Annotated in this window: 18 protein-coding genes; 5 read left to right on the forward strand and 13 right to left on the reverse strand. The window is 69.8% G+C overall.

Features of this window, described 5'->3' with window-relative positions; translation table 11 throughout:
* Window positions 1-100: 100 nt before the first annotated feature.
* From BLV72_RS12180 to clpS, 7 genes are all read right to left on the reverse strand, one after another.
* Window positions 101-1,051: a PLP-dependent cysteine synthase family protein gene (locus tag BLV72_RS12180; protein ID WP_093462169.1), complete on the reverse strand. Its 951-nt coding sequence runs from the start codon at window positions 1,049-1,051 to the stop codon at window positions 101-103.
* On the reverse strand, window positions 1,051-1,329 hold the full coding sequence (locus BLV72_RS12185; protein ID WP_093462171.1) for a MoaD/ThiS family protein: 279 nt from the start codon (window positions 1,327-1,329) through the stop codon (window positions 1,051-1,053). Before BLV72_RS12185 ends, BLV72_RS12180 begins: the two co-directional genes overlap by 1 nt.
* A 94-nt stretch (window positions 1,330-1,423) precedes the next feature.
* Window positions 1,424-1,540, reverse strand: a complete 117-nt coding sequence (locus BLV72_RS51500; protein ID WP_014061047.1) for a putative leader peptide — start codon at window positions 1,538-1,540, stop codon at window positions 1,424-1,426.
* A gap of 91 nt (window positions 1,541-1,631) precedes the next feature.
* Window positions 1,632-2,057 (reverse strand): M67 family metallopeptidase, encoded by a 426-nt coding sequence (locus BLV72_RS12190; protein WP_059144467.1) that lies wholly within the window; start codon window positions 2,055-2,057, stop codon window positions 1,632-1,634.
* A gap of 80 nt (window positions 2,058-2,137) precedes the next feature.
* Window positions 2,138-3,553 carry an amino acid permease gene (locus BLV72_RS12195; protein WP_093462172.1) on the reverse strand — a complete coding sequence of 472 codons (1,416 nt, stop codon included), beginning with the start codon at window positions 3,551-3,553 and terminating at the stop codon, window positions 2,138-2,140.
* A 211-nt stretch (window positions 3,554-3,764) separates the two neighbouring features.
* Window positions 3,765-4,376: a DUF2017 domain-containing protein gene (locus tag BLV72_RS12200; protein ID WP_093462174.1), complete on the reverse strand. Its 612-nt coding sequence runs from the start codon at window positions 4,374-4,376 to the stop codon at window positions 3,765-3,767.
* Entirely contained in the window at window positions 4,376-4,687 is a 312-nt protein-coding gene (clpS, locus tag BLV72_RS12205) for an ATP-dependent Clp protease adapter ClpS (RefSeq protein ID WP_174887365.1), read from the reverse strand. Before clpS ends, BLV72_RS12200 begins: the two co-directional genes overlap by 1 nt.
* A gap of 83 nt (window positions 4,688-4,770) precedes the next feature.
* On the opposite strand from clpS, the gene BLV72_RS12210 reads away from it, so the two are divergent.
* Together BLV72_RS12210 and BLV72_RS12215 are read left to right on the forward strand one after the other, a co-directional pair.
* Entirely contained in the window at window positions 4,771-6,105 is a 1,335-nt protein-coding gene (locus tag BLV72_RS12210; RefSeq protein WP_093462177.1) for a nicotinate phosphoribosyltransferase, read from the forward strand.
* Between the two features lie 71 nt (window positions 6,106-6,176).
* Complete coding sequence (locus tag BLV72_RS12215; protein ID WP_093462178.1) at window positions 6,177-6,761, forward strand: nicotinamidase; 585 nt, start codon at window positions 6,177-6,179, stop codon at window positions 6,759-6,761.
* Between the two features lie 108 nt (window positions 6,762-6,869).
* Here the strand turns inward: BLV72_RS12215 and BLV72_RS12220 are convergent, their stop codons facing one another.
* On the reverse strand, window positions 6,870-7,184 hold the full coding sequence (locus tag BLV72_RS12220) for a hypothetical protein (RefSeq protein ID WP_059144473.1): 315 nt from the start codon (window positions 7,182-7,184) through the stop codon (window positions 6,870-6,872).
* A gap of 133 nt (window positions 7,185-7,317) precedes the next feature.
* Entirely contained in the window at window positions 7,318-9,705 is a 2,388-nt protein-coding gene (locus tag BLV72_RS12225; RefSeq protein ID WP_093462180.1) for an immune inhibitor A domain-containing protein, read from the reverse strand.
* A 317-nt stretch (window positions 9,706-10,022) separates the two neighbouring features.
* Here BLV72_RS12225 and BLV72_RS12230 point away from each other — a divergent pair, with 317 nt between their 5' ends.
* Entirely contained in the window at window positions 10,023-10,304 is a 282-nt protein-coding gene (locus BLV72_RS12230; RefSeq protein ID WP_093462181.1) for a hypothetical protein, read from the forward strand.
* Here the strand turns inward: BLV72_RS12230 and BLV72_RS12235 are convergent.
* From BLV72_RS12235 to BLV72_RS12245, 3 genes are all read right to left on the reverse strand, one after another.
* The gene (locus tag BLV72_RS12235) at window positions 10,290-10,796 is read right to left on the reverse strand and encodes an RDD family protein (RefSeq protein WP_093462183.1); all 507 of its coding nucleotides are present in this window, start codon (window positions 10,794-10,796) and stop codon (window positions 10,290-10,292) included. The two genes, BLV72_RS12230 and BLV72_RS12235, sit on opposite strands and share 15 nt — an antisense overlap.
* 84 nt (window positions 10,797-10,880) lie before the next feature.
* A complete protein-coding gene (locus tag BLV72_RS12240; protein ID WP_093462184.1) occupies window positions 10,881-11,456 on the reverse strand; it encodes an RDD family protein in 576 nt (191 codons plus the stop codon).
* Window positions 11,457-11,605: 149 nt separating this feature from the next.
* Entirely contained in the window at window positions 11,606-13,282 is a 1,677-nt protein-coding gene (locus tag BLV72_RS12245; RefSeq protein WP_093462186.1) for an RDD family protein, read from the reverse strand.
* A 302-nt stretch (window positions 13,283-13,584) separates the two neighbouring features.
* Between BLV72_RS12245 and BLV72_RS12250 the strand changes: the two genes are divergently transcribed.
* Together BLV72_RS12250 and BLV72_RS12255 are read left to right on the forward strand one after the other, a co-directional pair.
* On the forward strand, window positions 13,585-14,505 hold the full coding sequence (locus BLV72_RS12250; protein ID WP_167746343.1) for a helix-turn-helix transcriptional regulator: 921 nt from the start codon (window positions 13,585-13,587) through the stop codon (window positions 14,503-14,505).
* A gap of 118 nt (window positions 14,506-14,623) precedes the next feature.
* The gene (locus tag BLV72_RS12255) at window positions 14,624-15,673 is read left to right on the forward strand and encodes an NAD(P)-dependent alcohol dehydrogenase (RefSeq protein ID WP_093462189.1); all 1,050 of its coding nucleotides are present in this window, start codon (window positions 14,624-14,626) and stop codon (window positions 15,671-15,673) included.
* A gap of 114 nt (window positions 15,674-15,787) precedes the next feature.
* Here the strand turns inward: BLV72_RS12255 and BLV72_RS12260 are convergent, their stop codons facing one another.
* Window positions 15,788-17,155: an FAD-binding oxidoreductase gene (locus BLV72_RS12260; protein ID WP_093462190.1), complete on the reverse strand. Its 1,368-nt coding sequence runs from the start codon at window positions 17,153-17,155 to the stop codon at window positions 15,788-15,790.
* Window positions 17,156-17,158 lie beyond the last annotated feature (3 nt).

Here is a 17,158-nt window from a genome sequence, read left to right on the forward strand (position 1 = left end):
CCAGGCAGCTCCTCCACGGGGCCGCGTTGTGGGCGGAATCACCAGGACGGAGCCGGGTGGCGCCCGGCCCTGCCCCCCGCCGGCCGATCGGCCCGAAGGGCTAGGCCCAGAGCTGTCCGTGCAGCGTCGCGATCGCCTCCTCGGTGGTGGCCGCCGTGTAGACACCGGTGGACAGGTACTTCCAGCCACCGTCGGCGACGACGAAGACCACATCGGCGCTCTGCCCGGCCTTGACCGCCTTACCGGCGACACCGAGCGCGGCATGCAGGGCCGCGCCGGTCGACACGCCCGCGAAAATGCCTTCCTGGGCGAGGAGTTCCCGGGTGCGGGTCACCGCGTCCTCGGAGCCGACGGAGAAGCGGGTGGTCAGCACGGACTCGTCGTACAGCTCGGGGACGAACCCCTCGTCCAGGTTGCGGAGTCCGTAGACGACGTCGTCGTAGCGCGGTTCGGCCGCCACGATCTGAACGTCCGGCTTGTTCTCGCGCAGGAAGCGGCCCACGCCCATCAGGGTGCCGGTGGTGCCGAGACCCGCGACGAAGTGGGTGAGGGAGGGCAGATCGGCGAGGATCTCGGGGCCGGTGGTGGCGTAGTGGGCACCGGCGTTGTCCGGGTTTCCGTACTGGTAGAGCATCACCCAGTCCGGGTGCTCCTCCGCCAGCCCCTTGGCCACCCGGACGGCGGTGTTGGAGCCGCCGGCGGCGGGCGAGGAGATGATCTCCGCGCCCCACATGGCGAGCAGCTGCCGCCGCTCCTCGCTGGTGTTCTCCGGCATCACGCAGACGATGCGGTAGCCCTTGAGCTTGGCCGCCATCGCGAGCGAGATACCGGTGTTGCCGGAGGTGGGCTCGAGGATGGTGCAGCCGGGGGTCAACCGGCCGTCCTTCTCGGCCTGTTCGATCATATGGAGCGCGGGGCGGTCCTTGATCGAGCCGGTCGGGTTGCGGTCCTCCAGCTTGGCCCAGATCCGTACGTCGGAGGAGGGCGAGAGCCGCGGCAGCCGGACGAGCGGCGTATTGCCGACCGCTGCCAGCGGGCTGTCGTACCGCATCAGAGCCTTCCGCCGGCGACGGCGGGGAGAATCGTCACGTTGTCGCCGTCCGAGAGCTTGGTGGAGATGCCGTCGAGGAAGCGGACGTCCTCGTCGTTCAGATAGACGTTGACGAAGCGGCGCAGCTCACCGCCGTCGACCAGGCGCTCCTGGATCCCGGCGTGCCGGGTCTCGAGGTCGGTGAAGAGCTCGGCGAGCGTGGTCCCGCTGCCCTCGACCGCCTTCTGGCCGTCGGTGTAGGTGCGGAGGATGGTCGGGATGCGGACCTCGATGGCCATTCTTAAGCTCCTGTCGGAGGGCGGGGGTGGACTCCCGGGCCGGAGCGGCCGGGAGGACGTCGTCGAAGGGCGTCGGGGCGTCTCGGGCGCGCGCTCAGGCGGCCACGGCGCGGCGCGGACACATCGCGCTGGCGAGCCGGCACAGGTCGACGTGGAGCCGCGCCACGAGCAGCATGCCCGGCGTCTTCTCGCTCACGTCATCGAAAACCATGGACTCATCGTATCGATTCCCGGTCCGGGCTCCGGTAGGTCATCTCATGATACGGATGGGTAACGACCACGATACGAGACGCGCAGGCCATTCAGCCTCCCGGGACGATCTCGACCTCTTCCTCGGTGACCTCGCCGTCCACGATCCGGAAGGACCGGAACTGGACGGGCCCCTCGTCATTGCCGCATTCGGCCGTGGAGACCAGGACGTAGTGAGCACCGGGCTCATTGGCGTAGGAGATATCGGTACGGGAGGGGTACGCCTCGGTGGCGGTGTGCGAGTGGTAGATGACCACCGGTTCCTCGTCCCGGTCGTCCATCTCGCGGTAGAGCTTCAGCAGGTCACCCGAGTCGAACTCGTAGAAGGTGGGCGAGCGGGCCGCGTTCAGCATCGGGATGAACCGCTCGGGGCGGCCGCTTCCGGCCGGGCCCGCGATCACGCCGCATGCCTCGTCGGGGTGGTCGGCGCGGGCGTGCGCGACGATCTTGTCGTGAAGCGCCTGGGTGATGGTCAGCATGAGCACACAATAGGAGGCGGGCTCCGGACAGTGGTCCGGAGCCCGCCTGCTGAGATACGCCGCCCGAAAGGCGATACGGCTTACTTGCGCGCGTACTCCGGCTCCGCCTCGGCGCTCTCGCCGAGCGGCTGAGCCCCGCCGCGGGCCTTGAGGACGTACCAGCCAATCACCAGGCAGACGGCCCAACCGGCGCCGATGTACAGGGAGACCCGGGCGTCCTTGTCGTAGGCGACCAGGCAGGTTACGAACAGCAGGAAGACCACCGCCACCCAGCTGAAGAACGAGCCGCCCGGGGCCGGGAAACTCGAGGCGGGCAGCCGGCCGGCGCGGAACGCGCGGCGGTACCGGATGTGGGCGAACAGGATCATCAGCCAGGTCCAGATGCCGCAGGCCGTGGACACCGAGGTGACGTAGGTGAACGCCTTCTCGGGGACGACGTAGTTGAGGAGCACGCCGATCCCCATGAAGAGGACGGAGAAGGTGATGCCGATGGCCGGGGACTTTTGGACGTTGAGCCGGGCGAAGATCCTCGGCCCCTCACCGCTGGTCGCGAGGTCGCGCAGCATCCGGCCGGTGGAGTACATGCCGGAGTTACAGGAGGACAGGGCCGCGGTCAGGACGACGAAGTTGACGATACCGGCGGCGAGGGGGATGCCGATCGTGGAGAAGCCGTGCACGAAGGGGCTCTCGCCGGCCGAGAACTCGGTCCACTTGACGACCGCCAGCAGCACCGTCAGCGCACCCACGTAGAAGATGATGATGCGCCACGGCAGCGTGTTGATCGCCTTGGGCAGGGTCTTCTCCGGGTCCTCGGACTCGCTCGCGGTGACGCCGACGAGCTCGACGGCGATGTAGGCGAACATCACGCCCTGGAGGGTCATCAGGCTGTCGCCGATGCCGTTGGGGAAGAACCCCCCATGGGACCAGAGGTTCGAGGCGGCGGCGGTGTCACCGGCGTCGGAGAAACCGAGGGTGAGCACACCGAGGCCGATCACGATCATGCCGATGATCGCGGTGACCTTGACCATCGAGAACCAGAACTCGACCTCACCGAAGACCTTGACCGAGATCAGGTTGACCCCGAAGAGCACCACCAGGAAGACCAGGGCGCTGACCCACTGCGGGATCGAGGGGAACCAGAAGTTGATGTAGATGGCGGCGGCCGTGAGCTCGGCCATGCCGGTCACCACCCACAGCAGCCAGTAGGTCCAGCCGGTCACATAGCCGAAGAACGGGCCCAGGAACTCCCGGATGTATTCCGCGAAGGAGCCCGTGGACCGCCGATAGAGGAGCAGCTCACCGAGCGCTCTCATGATGAAGAAGACGACCACACCCGCGAGGGCGTACATCAGGATGATGCTCGGGCCGGCCTTGGCGATGTTCGCTCCGGCGCCCATGAACAGGCCGACGCCGATGGCGCCACCGATTGCGATCATCTGTACCTGGCGACTGCCCAGGCCGCGCTCATAGTCCTCTTCAGGAGCCGCTGAGGTCATATTGCTGCGCCTTTCTCCCTGTGGCGGCTGGCTGCGATCGTGAAGATTTACCACGACCGCAACGCTGATCGACTGAGCCACGTGTGGTGCACACCACAGGAAGAAGCGGACAAAAGTTATTCAGTACAACAAAGTTCACAACCGCAGTGATGCGATCGTTATCCGGAGTTGAGCATCCTCTAAACGAACACTCAGTAATCGCCGGAGGAGATCATTCCGGCATCAGTGTCTCGACGAGGGTCTCCTGCAGCCCGCCGAGCCAGAAGTACGCCATCACCATCGGCTTGCGCGGATCGGAGTCGGGCAGCCGCAGCAGGTCACCGCCGTCGTCCTCGTCGGTGACCTCCAGCCGGGTCCCGATGGCCAGCCGCAGATCGTTCAGGGCGGTCAGCCAGTGCCGGGCCTTCTCCGGCGCCAGCTCCAGCACGCCCGGGGCCCCGGCGGAGGCTCCGGAGGCCAGCGAGTCCAGGTCGCGCACGACCGTCAGGGCGTCGTCGCGCTTGCGCGCCCGCAGGTCGTTCTCGGTGAAGCGGCGGAACTCCGCGGACGCCTCCCGCGCCTCCTTCTCCTCCCGCGACCCCAGCTCCTGGTCCGGGGGGCAGTAGGCGTCCGGGAACAGCCGGGCCAGCGCCGGATCGGCCGGCGGCTTGCTGGGGCCGTCGGCGAAGAGCGCGTCCAGGGGGTCACCGCCCTCGGCGGGCTGGTCACCCGGCCCGATCAGCTCGGCGAGCTGCATGGCCAGGCTGCGCAGAATGGAGATCTCGACCTCGTCCAGCGCGAGGGAGGCACCGCCGCCGGGCAGCGGTTCGAACCGTCCCGACATCAGCGCTCCTGCTGGAGGGTCGCCCACAGGCCGTAGCCGTGCATCGCCTGCACGTCGCGCTCCATCTCCTCGCGGCTGCCGCTCGAGACGATCGCGCGGCCTTTGTGATGGACATCGAGCATCAAACGGTGCGCCTTGTCCTTGGGATAGCCGAAATAGCTCTGGAAGACGTAGGTCACGTAGCTCATGAGATTGACGGGGTCGTTGTGCACCACCGTCACCCAGGGAACGTCGGGCTCGGGCACCGACATCGGCGCTTCACGGGTTTCGGGACGTTCGGTCTCCACGGGCGTGACACTCACACGTCCCATGCTGCCACCCGGCACTGGCCGTCGCATAAACCGGCACCCAGATCTCGTCAGTCTGACGAGTACGGGAGGTAGCATCGTCAACCATGGACACTGCGGACTTGGGACTGCCGGTGGACGTGCCGTCGACCGCACTCTTCACCGACCGGTACGAACTCACCATGCTGCAGGCCGCGCTGCGGGCGGGCACCGCCGACCGCCGCTCGGTCTTCGAGGTATTCACCAGGCGCCTCCCCGAGGGCCGCCGCTACGGTGTCGTCGCCGGCACCGGGCGGGTGCTGGACGCCGTCGAGAACTTCCGCTTCGACAGCGACGTCCTGGACTTCCTCGCCCAGCAGCGGATCGTGGACGAGCCGACGCTCGCCTGGCTCGCCGACTACCGCTTCCGCGGCGACATCTGGGGCTACCCCGAGGGCGAGGTCTACTTCCCCGGCTCGCCGATCATGCGAGTGGAGGGCACCTTCGCCGAGGCGGTGCTGCTGGAGACGGTCATCCTCTCCATCTTCAACCACGACTCCGCGGTGGCCGCCGCCGCGTCCCGGATGTCCACCGCCGCCGGCGGCCGGCCGCTCATCGAGATGGGCGCCCGCCGCACCCATGAACTGGCCGCCGTCGCCGCCGCCCGCGCCGCCTACGTCGGCGGCTTCGCCACCACCTCCGACCTCGCGGCCGGATTCCGCTACAACATCCCCACCGTGGGCACCAGCGCCCACGCCTTCACCCTGCTGCACGACAGCGAGCGGGACGCCTTCACGGCGCAGGTCCAGGCGCACGGCAGCGGCACCACCCTGCTGGTGGACACCTATGACGTCGCCGAGGCGGTGCGCACCGCCGTGGAGGTGGCCGGCAAGGACCTGGGCGCCGTAAGGATCGACTCCGGCGATCTGCTGCTGCTCGCCCACCGGGTGCGCCAACAGCTCGACGAGCTGGGCGCCAAGAACACCAGGATCACGGTGACCAGCGATCTGGACGAGTACGCGATCGCCTCGCTGGCCGCGGCCCCCGTGGACGCGTACGGGGTCGGCACCCAGCTGGTCACCGGCAGCGGCCACCCCACCTGCTCGATGGTCTACAAGCTGGTCGCGCGGGCCGGTTCGGACACCCCGGACGCGCCGCTGCTGCCGGTGGCCAAGAAGTCCATGGGCGCGAAGTCCTCGCTGGGCGGCCGCAAATGGGCGGCGCGGCGGGTGGACGAGCACGGTGTGGCCGAGGCCGAGGTGGTGGGCACCGGGGCGGTCCCCGAGGAGCTGGCCGGCCATCAGCTGCTGGTGGAGCTGGTGCGCGGCGGCGAGATCGTGGCCCGGGAGCCGCTGGACGCGGCGCGGGACCGGCATATCGCCGCCCGGGCCGGACTGCCGCTCTCGGCGACCCAGCTCTCGCGCGGCGAGCCGGTCCTGCCCACCGAGTACCTGACGGCCTGAGGCGCGTCATGAGGGGGAACGCGGGGCATGCCCACTGCCGCAATCGACGCGGAGTGTCTACCCTCGGTGACATGCACCGGGCACTGATCGTCGTCGACATCCAGAACGACTTCTGCGAGGGCGGAAGCCTCGCGGTGACGGGGGGCGCGGATGTCGCGGCCGCGATCACCGATCTGATCGGGGAGGCGACGCCCGGTTACCGCCATATCGTCGCCACGCGTGATCACCACATCGCCCCGGGCGATCACTTCTCGGACAACCCGGACTACGAGCACACCTGGCCGGTGCACTGCGTCGCGGGCACCGAGGGTGTCGGGTTCCATCCGAACTTCGCGCCCGCCGTCGCCTCCGGCGCCATCGAGGCGGTCTTCGACAAGGGCGCGTACAAGGCGGCGTACAGCGGTTTCGAGGGCATCGACGAGCACGGCACCCCGCTGGCCCAGTGGCTGCGCGAGCGGGGGGTGACCGAGGTGGACATGGTGGGCATCGCCACCGACCACTGTGTGCGGGCCACCGCGCTGGACGCGCGCCGCGAGGGGTTCGCCGCGCATGTCCTGCTGGACCTGACCGCGGGCGTCTCCCCGGGCACGACCGAGCGCGCCCTGGGCGAGCTGCGGGCGGCCGGGGTCGAGCTCAGCGGCAAGCCGGTCGTCTGAGGGCGCCGGAGGCGCTCTGCGCGCCCCCCAGCCGCCCTGGCGGCCCCTGCGGCCGCCCTCCGGACCCCGGCGCCATGAGGGGCCCCGGCGCCACGCGCGGCCCCGGCGCTACGAGGCCGGGGCCGACGGTCTGAGCAAAGCGGCGATCGGATGCCACAGCTCCCCTCCCCGGTCCGGCGCGGTGCGCCAGACCAGCCCGTCGGGATGGTGCAGCACCGCCGTCACCTCGTCGGGTGTCGGCGGGGCCATATTGCCGCGCAGGTAGATGGCGCGAAGCCCGAGATTGCGCAGCCTGGTCAGGGCACGCTGGCGGTTCACGGCGTGTACCAGGACGCGGACGCCGCCCTCGCCCAGCGGGCTCGGCAGCGTCAGTGCGACCACCACGCTGCCGCCCGGCAGCTTGGTGAATCCTCCGTTGGCCATTGCGGGTCATGTCCCCCGTGAGACGTCGTGTCAACAAGTTGGTCGTAGGGGCATCTAAACGCGAACGGCCGCCGCCCGCTAGGGGGCGACGGCCGCTACCGCTCTGACCTGCGAAAACGCAGACGATATGGATCTAGGAGGCGGACGGTCCGACCTGGACGGTCATCGTCGAGCCGCCCGGGAGCTCCTTGAGGATCTTGATCCGGGTGTTGGTGTCAGCAACCTTCACACTGCCGGTCGGATTGCCCTTGTCCCAGTACGTCCCCTTGTGGTCGTCGAAGACCGGGATGCCCGGCTTCGGCTTCACCTTGGCGGCCTTGCCGTCGTTGTGCAGCGTGAAGCCGTCCGACGGGAGCCGGCTGAAGGGCGAGTCGTACGCCTGGATCCGGTTGCGCATCAGCGTGCCGTCCGCCCACTTCTCGGGGGTGGCGTGCGCGTCGATCGGCAGGATCAGACCGCTGCCCGGGTGGACACCGACGTTGTTGTCCGGCTGCGAGGTGTCCCACTGCCAGATCAGCAGCCCGTTCTGGTACGGGAAGTGCTCGACCCAGTCGGGCCGGGAGGAGGCCCAGCCGAAGTTGTACGGACCGGTCTTCAGGGTCGTGTCGTACGAGACGTACTGACGGTTCTCGGCGATGTAGTACTGCGGGTAGTCCTTGCTGAAGGACGCGCCGATGCGCGAGAAGCCGTTCGCGGTCCAGCCGTTGTCATCGCCCTCGGCGCCGTCGCTGAAGACCGGGGCGCCGTCGGCGGTCAGGGTGATCGCGTCGGCCGCGAAGCCCTTCTGCGCCACACCGCCGTCGGTCTGGTAGCGGAAGCGGAGCTCGATCTTCTTGCCCGCGTAGGCGTCCAGCGGGAAGGAGAGCTTCTTGTACGCCCCGGCGGTGCCGGTCAGCGCGGGCTTGTCACCGGCGTCGCGCGGGATGGCCTTGCCGTCCGCCGTACCGTCGATCGGCGTCCAGTTGGCGCCGCCGTCGGTGGAGACCTCGGTGTAGAGGTAGTCGAAGTTCTCCTCGATGTCCCACCAGCCCTGAAGGTCCAGGCTCGCCTTGGACTTACCGGTGAGGTCCACGGACCGGGTGAGGGTGTTCTTCAGGTCGTCCCCCATCCCGCTCCACCACTGCTTGGTGCCCTCGGCGGGGGCGACCACCTCGGTGGTGACGGGCTTGGCGGGCAACTCGACGACCAGCGCCTGCTTGTTCTTGGTGTTGTACTCGGCGACCCCGAGCGTGTGGGTCGACTTCTTCCCGGCCTTGGCCGAGGCGTAGTTCAGCCACCCGAGCTGCAGCTTGTCCCAGGCGTTCATATCGCCGGGCAGATCGCCGATGGCGTCCTTACCGGTGCCGAGCCACGATCCCGCGGACATCAGCGACCAGTAGGCGACGGACGACTCCCCCTTACCGGTGGTGTCGTACTCGTCCGGCAGGCCCAGGTCATGGCCGTACTCATGGGCGAAGACACCGAGGCCGCCGTTCTCCGGCTGCATCGTGTAGTCGCCGACCCAGATGCCGGTGTCGCCGATCTGGGTACCGCCCGACTTGTTCTCGCCCGGGCCGGTGTTGCCCGCGTCGGTGCCGTACGCGTACCAGCGGTGCGCCCAGATGGCGTTCTCGCCCTCGGCGCCGCCGCCCGCGGACTCGTCCTCACCGGCGTGGACGATCTGGAAGTGGTCGATGTAGCCGTCGGGCTCGTTGAAGTTGCCGTCGGCGTCGTAGTCGTAGCGGTCCCACTGGTCGTACTGGGCCAGGTCCGCCTTGATCTGCGCGTCGGTGCGGCCGGCCGCCTTCTGGTCCTCGGCCCACTGGTTGACGCCGTCGCGGATCAGGTCCCAGGCGTTGGCGCAGTTGGTGTCGCCGCAGTAGTTGGAGCCGTACCGGGCCTCGTTCCAGTCGACCTTGACCCAGTCGGAGACCTCGCCGTCCACGGAGTAGCGGCCCGAGGACTGCTTCTCGTAGTACTTCTTCAGGGACTGCTTCTTCTTGTCCTTGGAGAAGTAGAGGTCCTGGAAGTGCTCGCGGTTGTAGTCCTTCTGCCAGGCCGTGCTGTTGTCCTTCGCGCGGTCCGGCTCGGCGATGGTGTTGTGCGCCGGGCCCGCGTGGCCGCCGTACTTCTTCACCGGCGGCTCGGGGCCGTCACCGTCCGGGTCGTACATGGTGGTGTCGTCCACCTTGTCGCCGAACTCGACCAGGATGGTGAAGATCTTGTCGGTCTTCTCCCGGGCCAGCTCGACGTACTTGCCCTTGCCGAGCTTCACCACCTTCGACGCCCCGCGCGTGGTCGCCTTGGTGTCACCGGAAATGACCTGACGCAGCGCCTCCTGGCGCTGCGCTTCCTGCTGCTTGCTGTACGGGCCCTCGAGATCGTGCTGGACATCCGTCTTCGCGGGCGCCGGATCATGGCGCTCAACACGCGTAGACGACGCGTCCGCCTGAGCCATGCCAGTCGAGAGTGCCGCCGCGCCGAGCGCGGCCACCACGGTGGCTATGGCGGCCGATCTGGCCGTTCTCCATTGGCTGTTCACTCGCTCAGTCCTCCCCTTTCACACCGGTGCCGGACATTTGACCGGAGTGGCAGGAGAAAAGACAGACCTTGACTTGGGCTGATGAGACAAGTACGTTCTGCGATCCCGGCGTTCCGGTTAACGGACAGCAACGGGCGCGCCGTGCGCGCCGGTTGGAGAAGCCGATGATTCCGTGCGCCCCCTGTGCAACGACGCCGTGGGTGAGGTCACGCTTACTTCCGTTCCCCCTCGGGCATTCACCACCGTAGAGTCGAGCTGACGGTCACATCAGCCTGACCCATGCCCCCTGCATATCGCCCCCGAGGACGGATACCGCCATGCCGCGTCCGACTCCTGCACAGCTTGCCTATGGTTCGGCCACCGTCGTTCTTTCGACCTTCGCCATGCTGCTGCTGTCCCAGACCCGATCGGGACTCGGTATCGCGGTGGTCACCGTGGTCGGGCTCGCATCCGGGCTCCTCGTCGCCGTCACCGTGCCGGTGGCCCGGGTCTCCCGCCCCAGCCGCACCGTCCGCACCAGCGGTCCCGTGGCGGGCTCCGGACCGGCCGACTCGGCGCAGGCGCGCACCCGGGCGCACGCCGACTCAATGCGCGGCTGACACCACGACGGTCCGCGCGGCCTTGTCGTGCAGACAGCGCTGGAACGGCTTGTCCCACAGCAGTGATGCCGAGTTGACCAGCCAGAAGACCGTGCCGACGAGCAGCGGGATCAGCATCCCGGGCAGCACGTAGACCGCCGCGCGGACCCAGCCCTGACCGGCCGGCACATCCCCGTCGGAGAGCATCGCCACCCGGATGCGCAGCGCCTTCTTGCCGAGCGTCTGTCCGCTGCGGGCCAGCATGACGCCCTCGTAGCCGAAGTAGACGGCCATCGTGATGATGAGCGCGAGGGTCACCTTGCCCATGTCCTGCTCGCCCGGGTGGTCCATCGTGTACTGGAGCGCGCCGGTCGCGATGAGCGCCACCGTCCAGATGGCGCCGAGGACGATGATGTCGATGAGCCGGGCGGCGAAGCGCTGACCAGGGGTGGCCAGCGGGGGCATCCCGGCGGGGAACGCGTGCGGGGGCGAGGACAGCGGGTCGGGGGCCATGCCTCGATTACATCAGCGCTCCCGGTGGACCGGAAGCTCAGGGTGGCACCTCAGGGGCACTGGCGCTCCGGGCACCGCCGAAGCTCAGGGCACCGCCGAGACGACGAGGGTCTTGGCCGCCTTGTCGTGCAGGCACTGCCGATAGGGCCGGTCCCAGGTGCACCACAACACATTGATCAGCCAAAAGACGAAGCCGCAGCAGGGCACGATCTCGGGCAGGGCGTACACCCCGGCGCGCACCCAGCCGGCCGGGCCGGCCGGCGGCTGGCCGTTCTCCAGCAGGGCGACCCGGATCTTCATCGCCTTCTTGCCGACGGTCTGGCCGTCCCGGGTCAGCATCAGCCCCTCGTAGACGAAGTAGACCAGGACGTAGATCAGCGTGACGATGGTCGAACGGGCGCTGCCGTCGACCGGGTCGTAGCCGCCGGCGATCGCGCTCAGGACGAGCCCGACCGGGATGCCGATGAGCAGCGCGTCGATGATCCGGGCGATCAGACGGCGGCCGAGGTGCGCGAGCGGGGGCATCCCGGCGTACGGCTCGGCCCCGGCGGTGTGGTCCCCGTACGGGGAGCCGTTCGCCCGCGGATATTTGGCGAACGGATCGCTGCTGTCCCGGTCCCGGGGCTCATCGGGCCCGGGGGGCGGCTGGTCGGTGCTCATGGCCCGAGTCGACCCCGGAGCCGGGCCTCTCGCATCCGGCGCGCACCGTTCGGGCGACCGGGATCGTCCATCCGCCTCAGCGGGGCGGGCGGGGCGGAGGCTCGATGGTCGGGAGGGGAGCAGCAGCGCTCACTCCGCCGCGGCCGTGCTCAGTCGGCCGCCGCGACGAAGGTGCGGGCCGTCTTGTCGTGCCAGCACTGCCGCCACGGGCGGTCGAACAGGCACCACAGCACGTTCAGCACACCGATGACGAGCACCCCCAGCACCGAGTAGACCAGCCAGCGGCGCAGCGCGGCGCCGAAGGACGGGGTGTCGTGCCCCTCGATGTCCAGCACCCGCACCCCGCTCAGCTTCTTGCCCAGCGTGCGGCCCCACTTGGCGGTCGGCAGCGTCTCCAGGACGACGCCGAGGACGAGCAGCAGAGCGAGGACGATGCCCAGATAGCCGCCGGTCGTGCCGTCCAGGAAGTAGACCGTGACGGTCTCACCGCTCTGCTTGGCCGTCTCGACCTTCTCGTCGATGTGGTCGCTCGCCTTGCCCCACAGCGGGAACGCGACGGCGCCGACGACGCCGAGCAGCACGACCGTGTCGATCAGCCGGGCGGCGAGGCGGCGGCCGAGCGGGGCGGGCCGTCCCTGGGCCTGGGCCGCCTGCAGGAAGGGGTTGTCGACGGGCGGCTTCCAGGGGATGACGCCCTCGGGCGCGCCCGGCGGGGCGCCCTGCGGGGCGCCCCGCGCCGGGCCGGGCTGCTGGGCGAACGGGTGCCCCTGCTGCTGCCAGCCCGGGCCGCCGCCCTGGGCGGGGATACCGCCGAAGGGCTGCTGGGGCTGGTACGGCTGCGGGGGCTGCTGGGGCTGGTGCGGGGGCTGGGCCGGGGGTGCCGCTTCGGCGCCCTTGCGCGCGCCGCCGCGGCCGATCGCCCGGATCGCCATCGTCCCGTCGTCGCGGCCGGACGCCGGGTTCCGGCCCTGGCCCTGGCCCGGACCCTGACCCTGGCTCTGCCCCTGGTCCGTCGTGGGCGCCGCTCCGTCGCCGCGCCCCACCGCGCGGATCGTCATCGTCCCGTCGCCCGCCGCGGCGGGCGTCTGCGCATCGTCCGCCGAGGGCAGCTCCGGGGCCCGGCGCACCGGCGGCAGGGCCTGCGTCGAGCGGTCCACCGTCCCGCCGCTGCCGCCCCCGCGCATGGTCAACGTGCCCTCATCGCGACCGGCGCCCTCGCCCGGGCCCGCCCGCCGCGGGTCGGGCACCCCGGGCCACTGCCCGCCATCGGCCTGCCCACCACCGGCCTGGGCGTCACCGGGGGCGTCCGTCTCCGAGCCCCAGGAGACCCGTCGGTCCTGCTCACCGGCGAATCCGCCCTGCCGGGACGCGTCCGCCTGCCAGGCCGACCCGGCATCGGGACGGGTGCCGTACAGCCGCTGGGGGTCGTTCCAGTCGACGGACGCCGGGACGCCGCCGGGCGGCACCGGCTGGGCCCCCATGCCACCGGCCGCCGCCTCGGGCGGCCCGCCCGCGCCCCGGACGTCCATCTCGGCGCTCCGGCGCAACTCGGGCAGGGCGCTGCCGGTCTCCTCGGCGGGCCGCGGCGCCGGCTCCTCGTCCAGGAACATCGGGCCCGTCTCGTCCGGCGCCGGGCTGATCACCTGGGTATGGGTGACGCCGGGCGGCGGCGCGGGCATGGCCTCGCCCGCGGCCGGGGCGGGGCGGCTGGTGCCGGGCACCCAGGCGGCACCGTTCCAGTAACGGATGTAGCCGGGGATGGACGGATCAGGATAAAAACCAGGAATGGAGCTGCCGTCCGCGGATCCTGAGGTAGGGGCGCTCATGATCTCCGATGTCCCATATCTGCTCGGCCGTGCTGTACTGCGCTGCGCCTTTGCGGTGCCTCGCGGTGAGGGGGGCGTAAGCAGTTTGCCGTACAGGAGCCGCTGTGCAACCCGGAACGCGCGCTGTCATGGTCTATCAGACCGGCCCGCCGACGGCGCCCACAGCTCTCGCCACCACTCTCCCGTGCGAGCGCCACAAAGCCTTACGAGCGGCGACGGCCCGCCTGGCACCACCCGGCCTAGGTTCAACAGACCTACTTTGACACGCTCGGATGGCATTTCCGTTGCCAATACTGGAACCCATGGACCGCAATACCGAGCTCAGTGAGTTCCTGCGGAGCCGCAGGGCTCGCCTGAGCCCTGGGGACGCGGGCGTGAGCGTGACCAACGACAGCCCCCGTCGAGTGCCGGGGCTGCGCCGCGAGGAGCTGGCGCAGCTCGCCGGGGTGAGCACGGACTACTACACGCGTCTGGAACAGGGCCGTCACCTCAATGTGTCGGAGACGGTGCTGGACGCCGTGGCCCGTGCGCTGCAGCTCGACGAGACCGAGCGCGCGTACCTCTTCGAGCTGACCCGGCCGCGCCCCCGGCGCACGGTGCGCCGCCGGCCGCCCCGCCCCCAGCGGGTGCGGCCCGGGGTGCATGCGCTGCTGCGGACGCTGGACGGGATCTCACCGGCCTTCGTCCTCGGGCGCAGGGGCGATGTCCTGGCCTCCAACCAGCTCGCCCGGGCGCTGATCATCGACTTCGAGGCGCTCCCGTACCACGAGCGCAACATGGCCCGTTTCATGTTCCTCGACGAGGCGGCCCGTTCCCTGTGGCCGGACTGGGAGACGGTCGCGGCGGAGATGGTGGCCTCCCTCCGGCTGGAGGCCGGGCGCCATCCCGAGGATCCCCGGCTGACCGAGCTGGTGGGCGAGCTCACCATCAAGAGCGCGGACTTCCGCAAGTGGTGGGCGGACCACAACGTGCGGGAGAAGACCCACGGCGTCAAGCGCTACCACCATCCGGTGGTGGGGGACATGACGCTGTCCTACGAGAACGTGGCCGTTCCCGGCGATCCCGACCAGGCGCTGTGCATGTACACGGTCGAGCCCGGCTCGCCGTCCGAGGCGGCCCTGCGGCTGCTGGCTAGCTGGACCGCGCCTCCTTCCGCCCGTTCCTCCGCGCCCTCTTCCGAAGCGCGTCCTTCGGGGGGACCGTCCTCCGACGTTTCCCCCTGATCTCACCCATCTCCCTTTTCAACCCATTTCACCCTTCATCCCATTCGCCTGGCCACCCCCATGCCCACCACCCCCCACATTCATCGCATTCCCCCATTTTTTCCAGGGAGACAGTTCTATGACCACCAGCGTCACCGCCTACGCAGCCCCCGCTCCGAAGGCCCCGCTGGAAAAGACCACCGTCGAGCGCCGCGCGCTGCGCGAGCACGACATCCTCATCGAGATCGCCTACGCCGGCATCTGCCACTCCGACATCCACCAGGCCCGCGAGGAATGGGGCTCCGCCCAGTTCCCGATGGTGCCCGGCCATGAGATCGCCGGTGTGGTCGCCGAGGTCGGCCCCGGTGTGACCAAGTACGCCGTGGGCGACCGGGTCGGCGTGGGCTGCTTCGTCGACTCCTGCCGCGAGTGCACGAACTGCCTGGCGGGCGAGGAGCAGTTCTGCCTCAAGGGCGAGGTGCAGACGTACAACGACAAGGAGTACGACGGCGCCCCCACCTACGGCGGCTACAGCACCCACATCGTGGTGGACGAGAACTACGCCCTGCGCATCCCCGAGGGGGTATCGCTGGACGTCGCCGCCCCGCTGCTGTGCGCCGGGATCACGCTCTACTCGCCGCTCGCCCACTGGAACGCCGGCCCCGGCAAGAAGGTCGCCATCGTCGGCCTGGGCGGCCTCGGCCACATGGGCGTGAAGATCGCCCATGCGATGGGCGCCGAGGTGACCGTGCTGAGCCAGACGCTCCGCAAGAAGGACGACGGGCTGCGGCTGGGCGCCGACCACTTCTACGCCACCGGTGACGACTCCACCTTCACCGAGCTGGCCGGCACCTTCGACCTGATCGTCAACACGACCTCGGCGAACCTCCCGCTGGACAGCTACCTGTCGCTGCTGAAGGTCGACGGCACGCTGGTGCACGTGGGCGCGCCGGAGAACCCCAGCTCCTTCAGCCAGTTCTCGCTGATCCTGGGCCGGAGGTCGATGGCCGGGTCGAAGATCGGCAGCATCCGGGAGACGCAGGAGATGCTGGACTTCTGCGCCGAGCACGGGCTCGGCGCGGAGATCGAGGTGATCAACGCCGACCAGATCAACGAGGCCTACGACCGCGTCGTGAGCAGCGATGTGCGGTACCGCTTCGTGATCGACATCGCCTCTCTCAAGGCCTGATCGAGGTCGCCTCGCCGAAAGCGGGCGCCTCGCCGAAAGCGGCGTCGCCTCGCTGACGGCGTGATCGGGTTCTGAAGCCGAGGCCGTCCGGACCACCCCCGGGTCCGGGCGGCCTCAGAACAGTTTGCCGGGGTTGAGCAGGCCCAGCGGATCGAAGACCTGCTTGATCCCTTGCTGCAACTCCACCCCCACCGGGCCCAGTTCCCGCGCCAGCCACTCCCGCTTGAGGACGCCGACGCCGTGCTCACCGGTGATGGTGCCGCCGAGCTCCAGACCCAGCGCCATGATCTCGTCGAACGACTCCCGGGCCCGCCGCGACTCGTCGGGGTCCGCCGGGTCGAAGCACACCGTCGGATGGGTGTTGCCGTCCCCGGCGTGGGCCACGACGCCGATCGTGAGCGCGTGCTTCTCGGCGATGGCGGCCGTGCCGTCGATCATCTCGGCGAGCCGGGAGCGGGGCACACAAACGTCGTCGATCATGGTGACGCCCTTGACCGCCTCCAGCGCCGGAAGCGTCATCCGGCGGGCCTGGAGCAGCATGTCGGACTCGGCGGCGTCCTCGGCCGGGACCACCTCCGTCGCACCGGCCGCCGCGCACAGCTCGGCGACGGCGGCGAGGTCGGGGGCCGGGTCCGGGGTGTCGAACGCCGCCATCAGCAGGGCCTCGGTGGATTCCGGGAGGCCCATGTTCCCCATCGCGTTGACCGCGCGGACGCTTGTCCGGTCCATCAGCTCCAGCAGCGAAGGCGCGTGGCCGCGCTCCATGATCCGGCAGATGGCATCGCAGGCGGACGCGGTGGAGGGGAACTCGGCCGCGAGGACGAGCTGCTCGAGCGGGGCGGGCTTGAGGGCGAGGACCGCGCCGACGACGATGCCGAGGCTGCCCTCGGAGCCGACGAACAACCGGGTCAGGTCATAGCCCGCGACGCCCTTGGCGGTGCGGCGGCCGGTCTTCAGCAGCCGCCCGTCGGCGAGGACGACATCGAGCCCGAGGACGTATTCGGCGGTGACGCCGTACTTCACACAGCACAGCCCGCCGGACGCGGTGCCGATGTTGCCGCCGATCGTGCACTGCTCCCAGCTCGAGGGGTCCGGCGGATAGTAGAGGCCCTTCTCCATGACCGCGCGGGACAGCGTCGCGTTGATCACGCCCGGTTCGACGACCGCGATCCGGTCGACCGGATTGATCTCCAGGATCCGGTCCATCTTGACCAGGGACAGCACGATGCAGCCCTCGGACGCGTTGGCCGCGCCCGACAGGCCGGTGCGCGCGCCCTGGGGCACGACCGGGACGCGCAGCGCGGTGGCGGTGCGGCAGACATGCTGCACCTGCTCGACCGTGCGCGGGAGGACGACGACGGCGGGCACTCCCGCCTCGCAGAAGCTCGCCATGTCGTGTGCGTACGCCCCGGTCACATCCGGGTCGGTCAGCACGGCCTCCTCGGGGAGGCCCTCCCGCAGCAGTTCGATGAGGTCCGTCATGTG

This window comes from Streptomyces melanosporofaciens, assembly GCF_900105695.1.
Classification (GTDB): domain Bacteria; phylum Actinomycetota; class Actinomycetes; order Streptomycetales; family Streptomycetaceae; genus Streptomyces; species Streptomyces antimycoticus.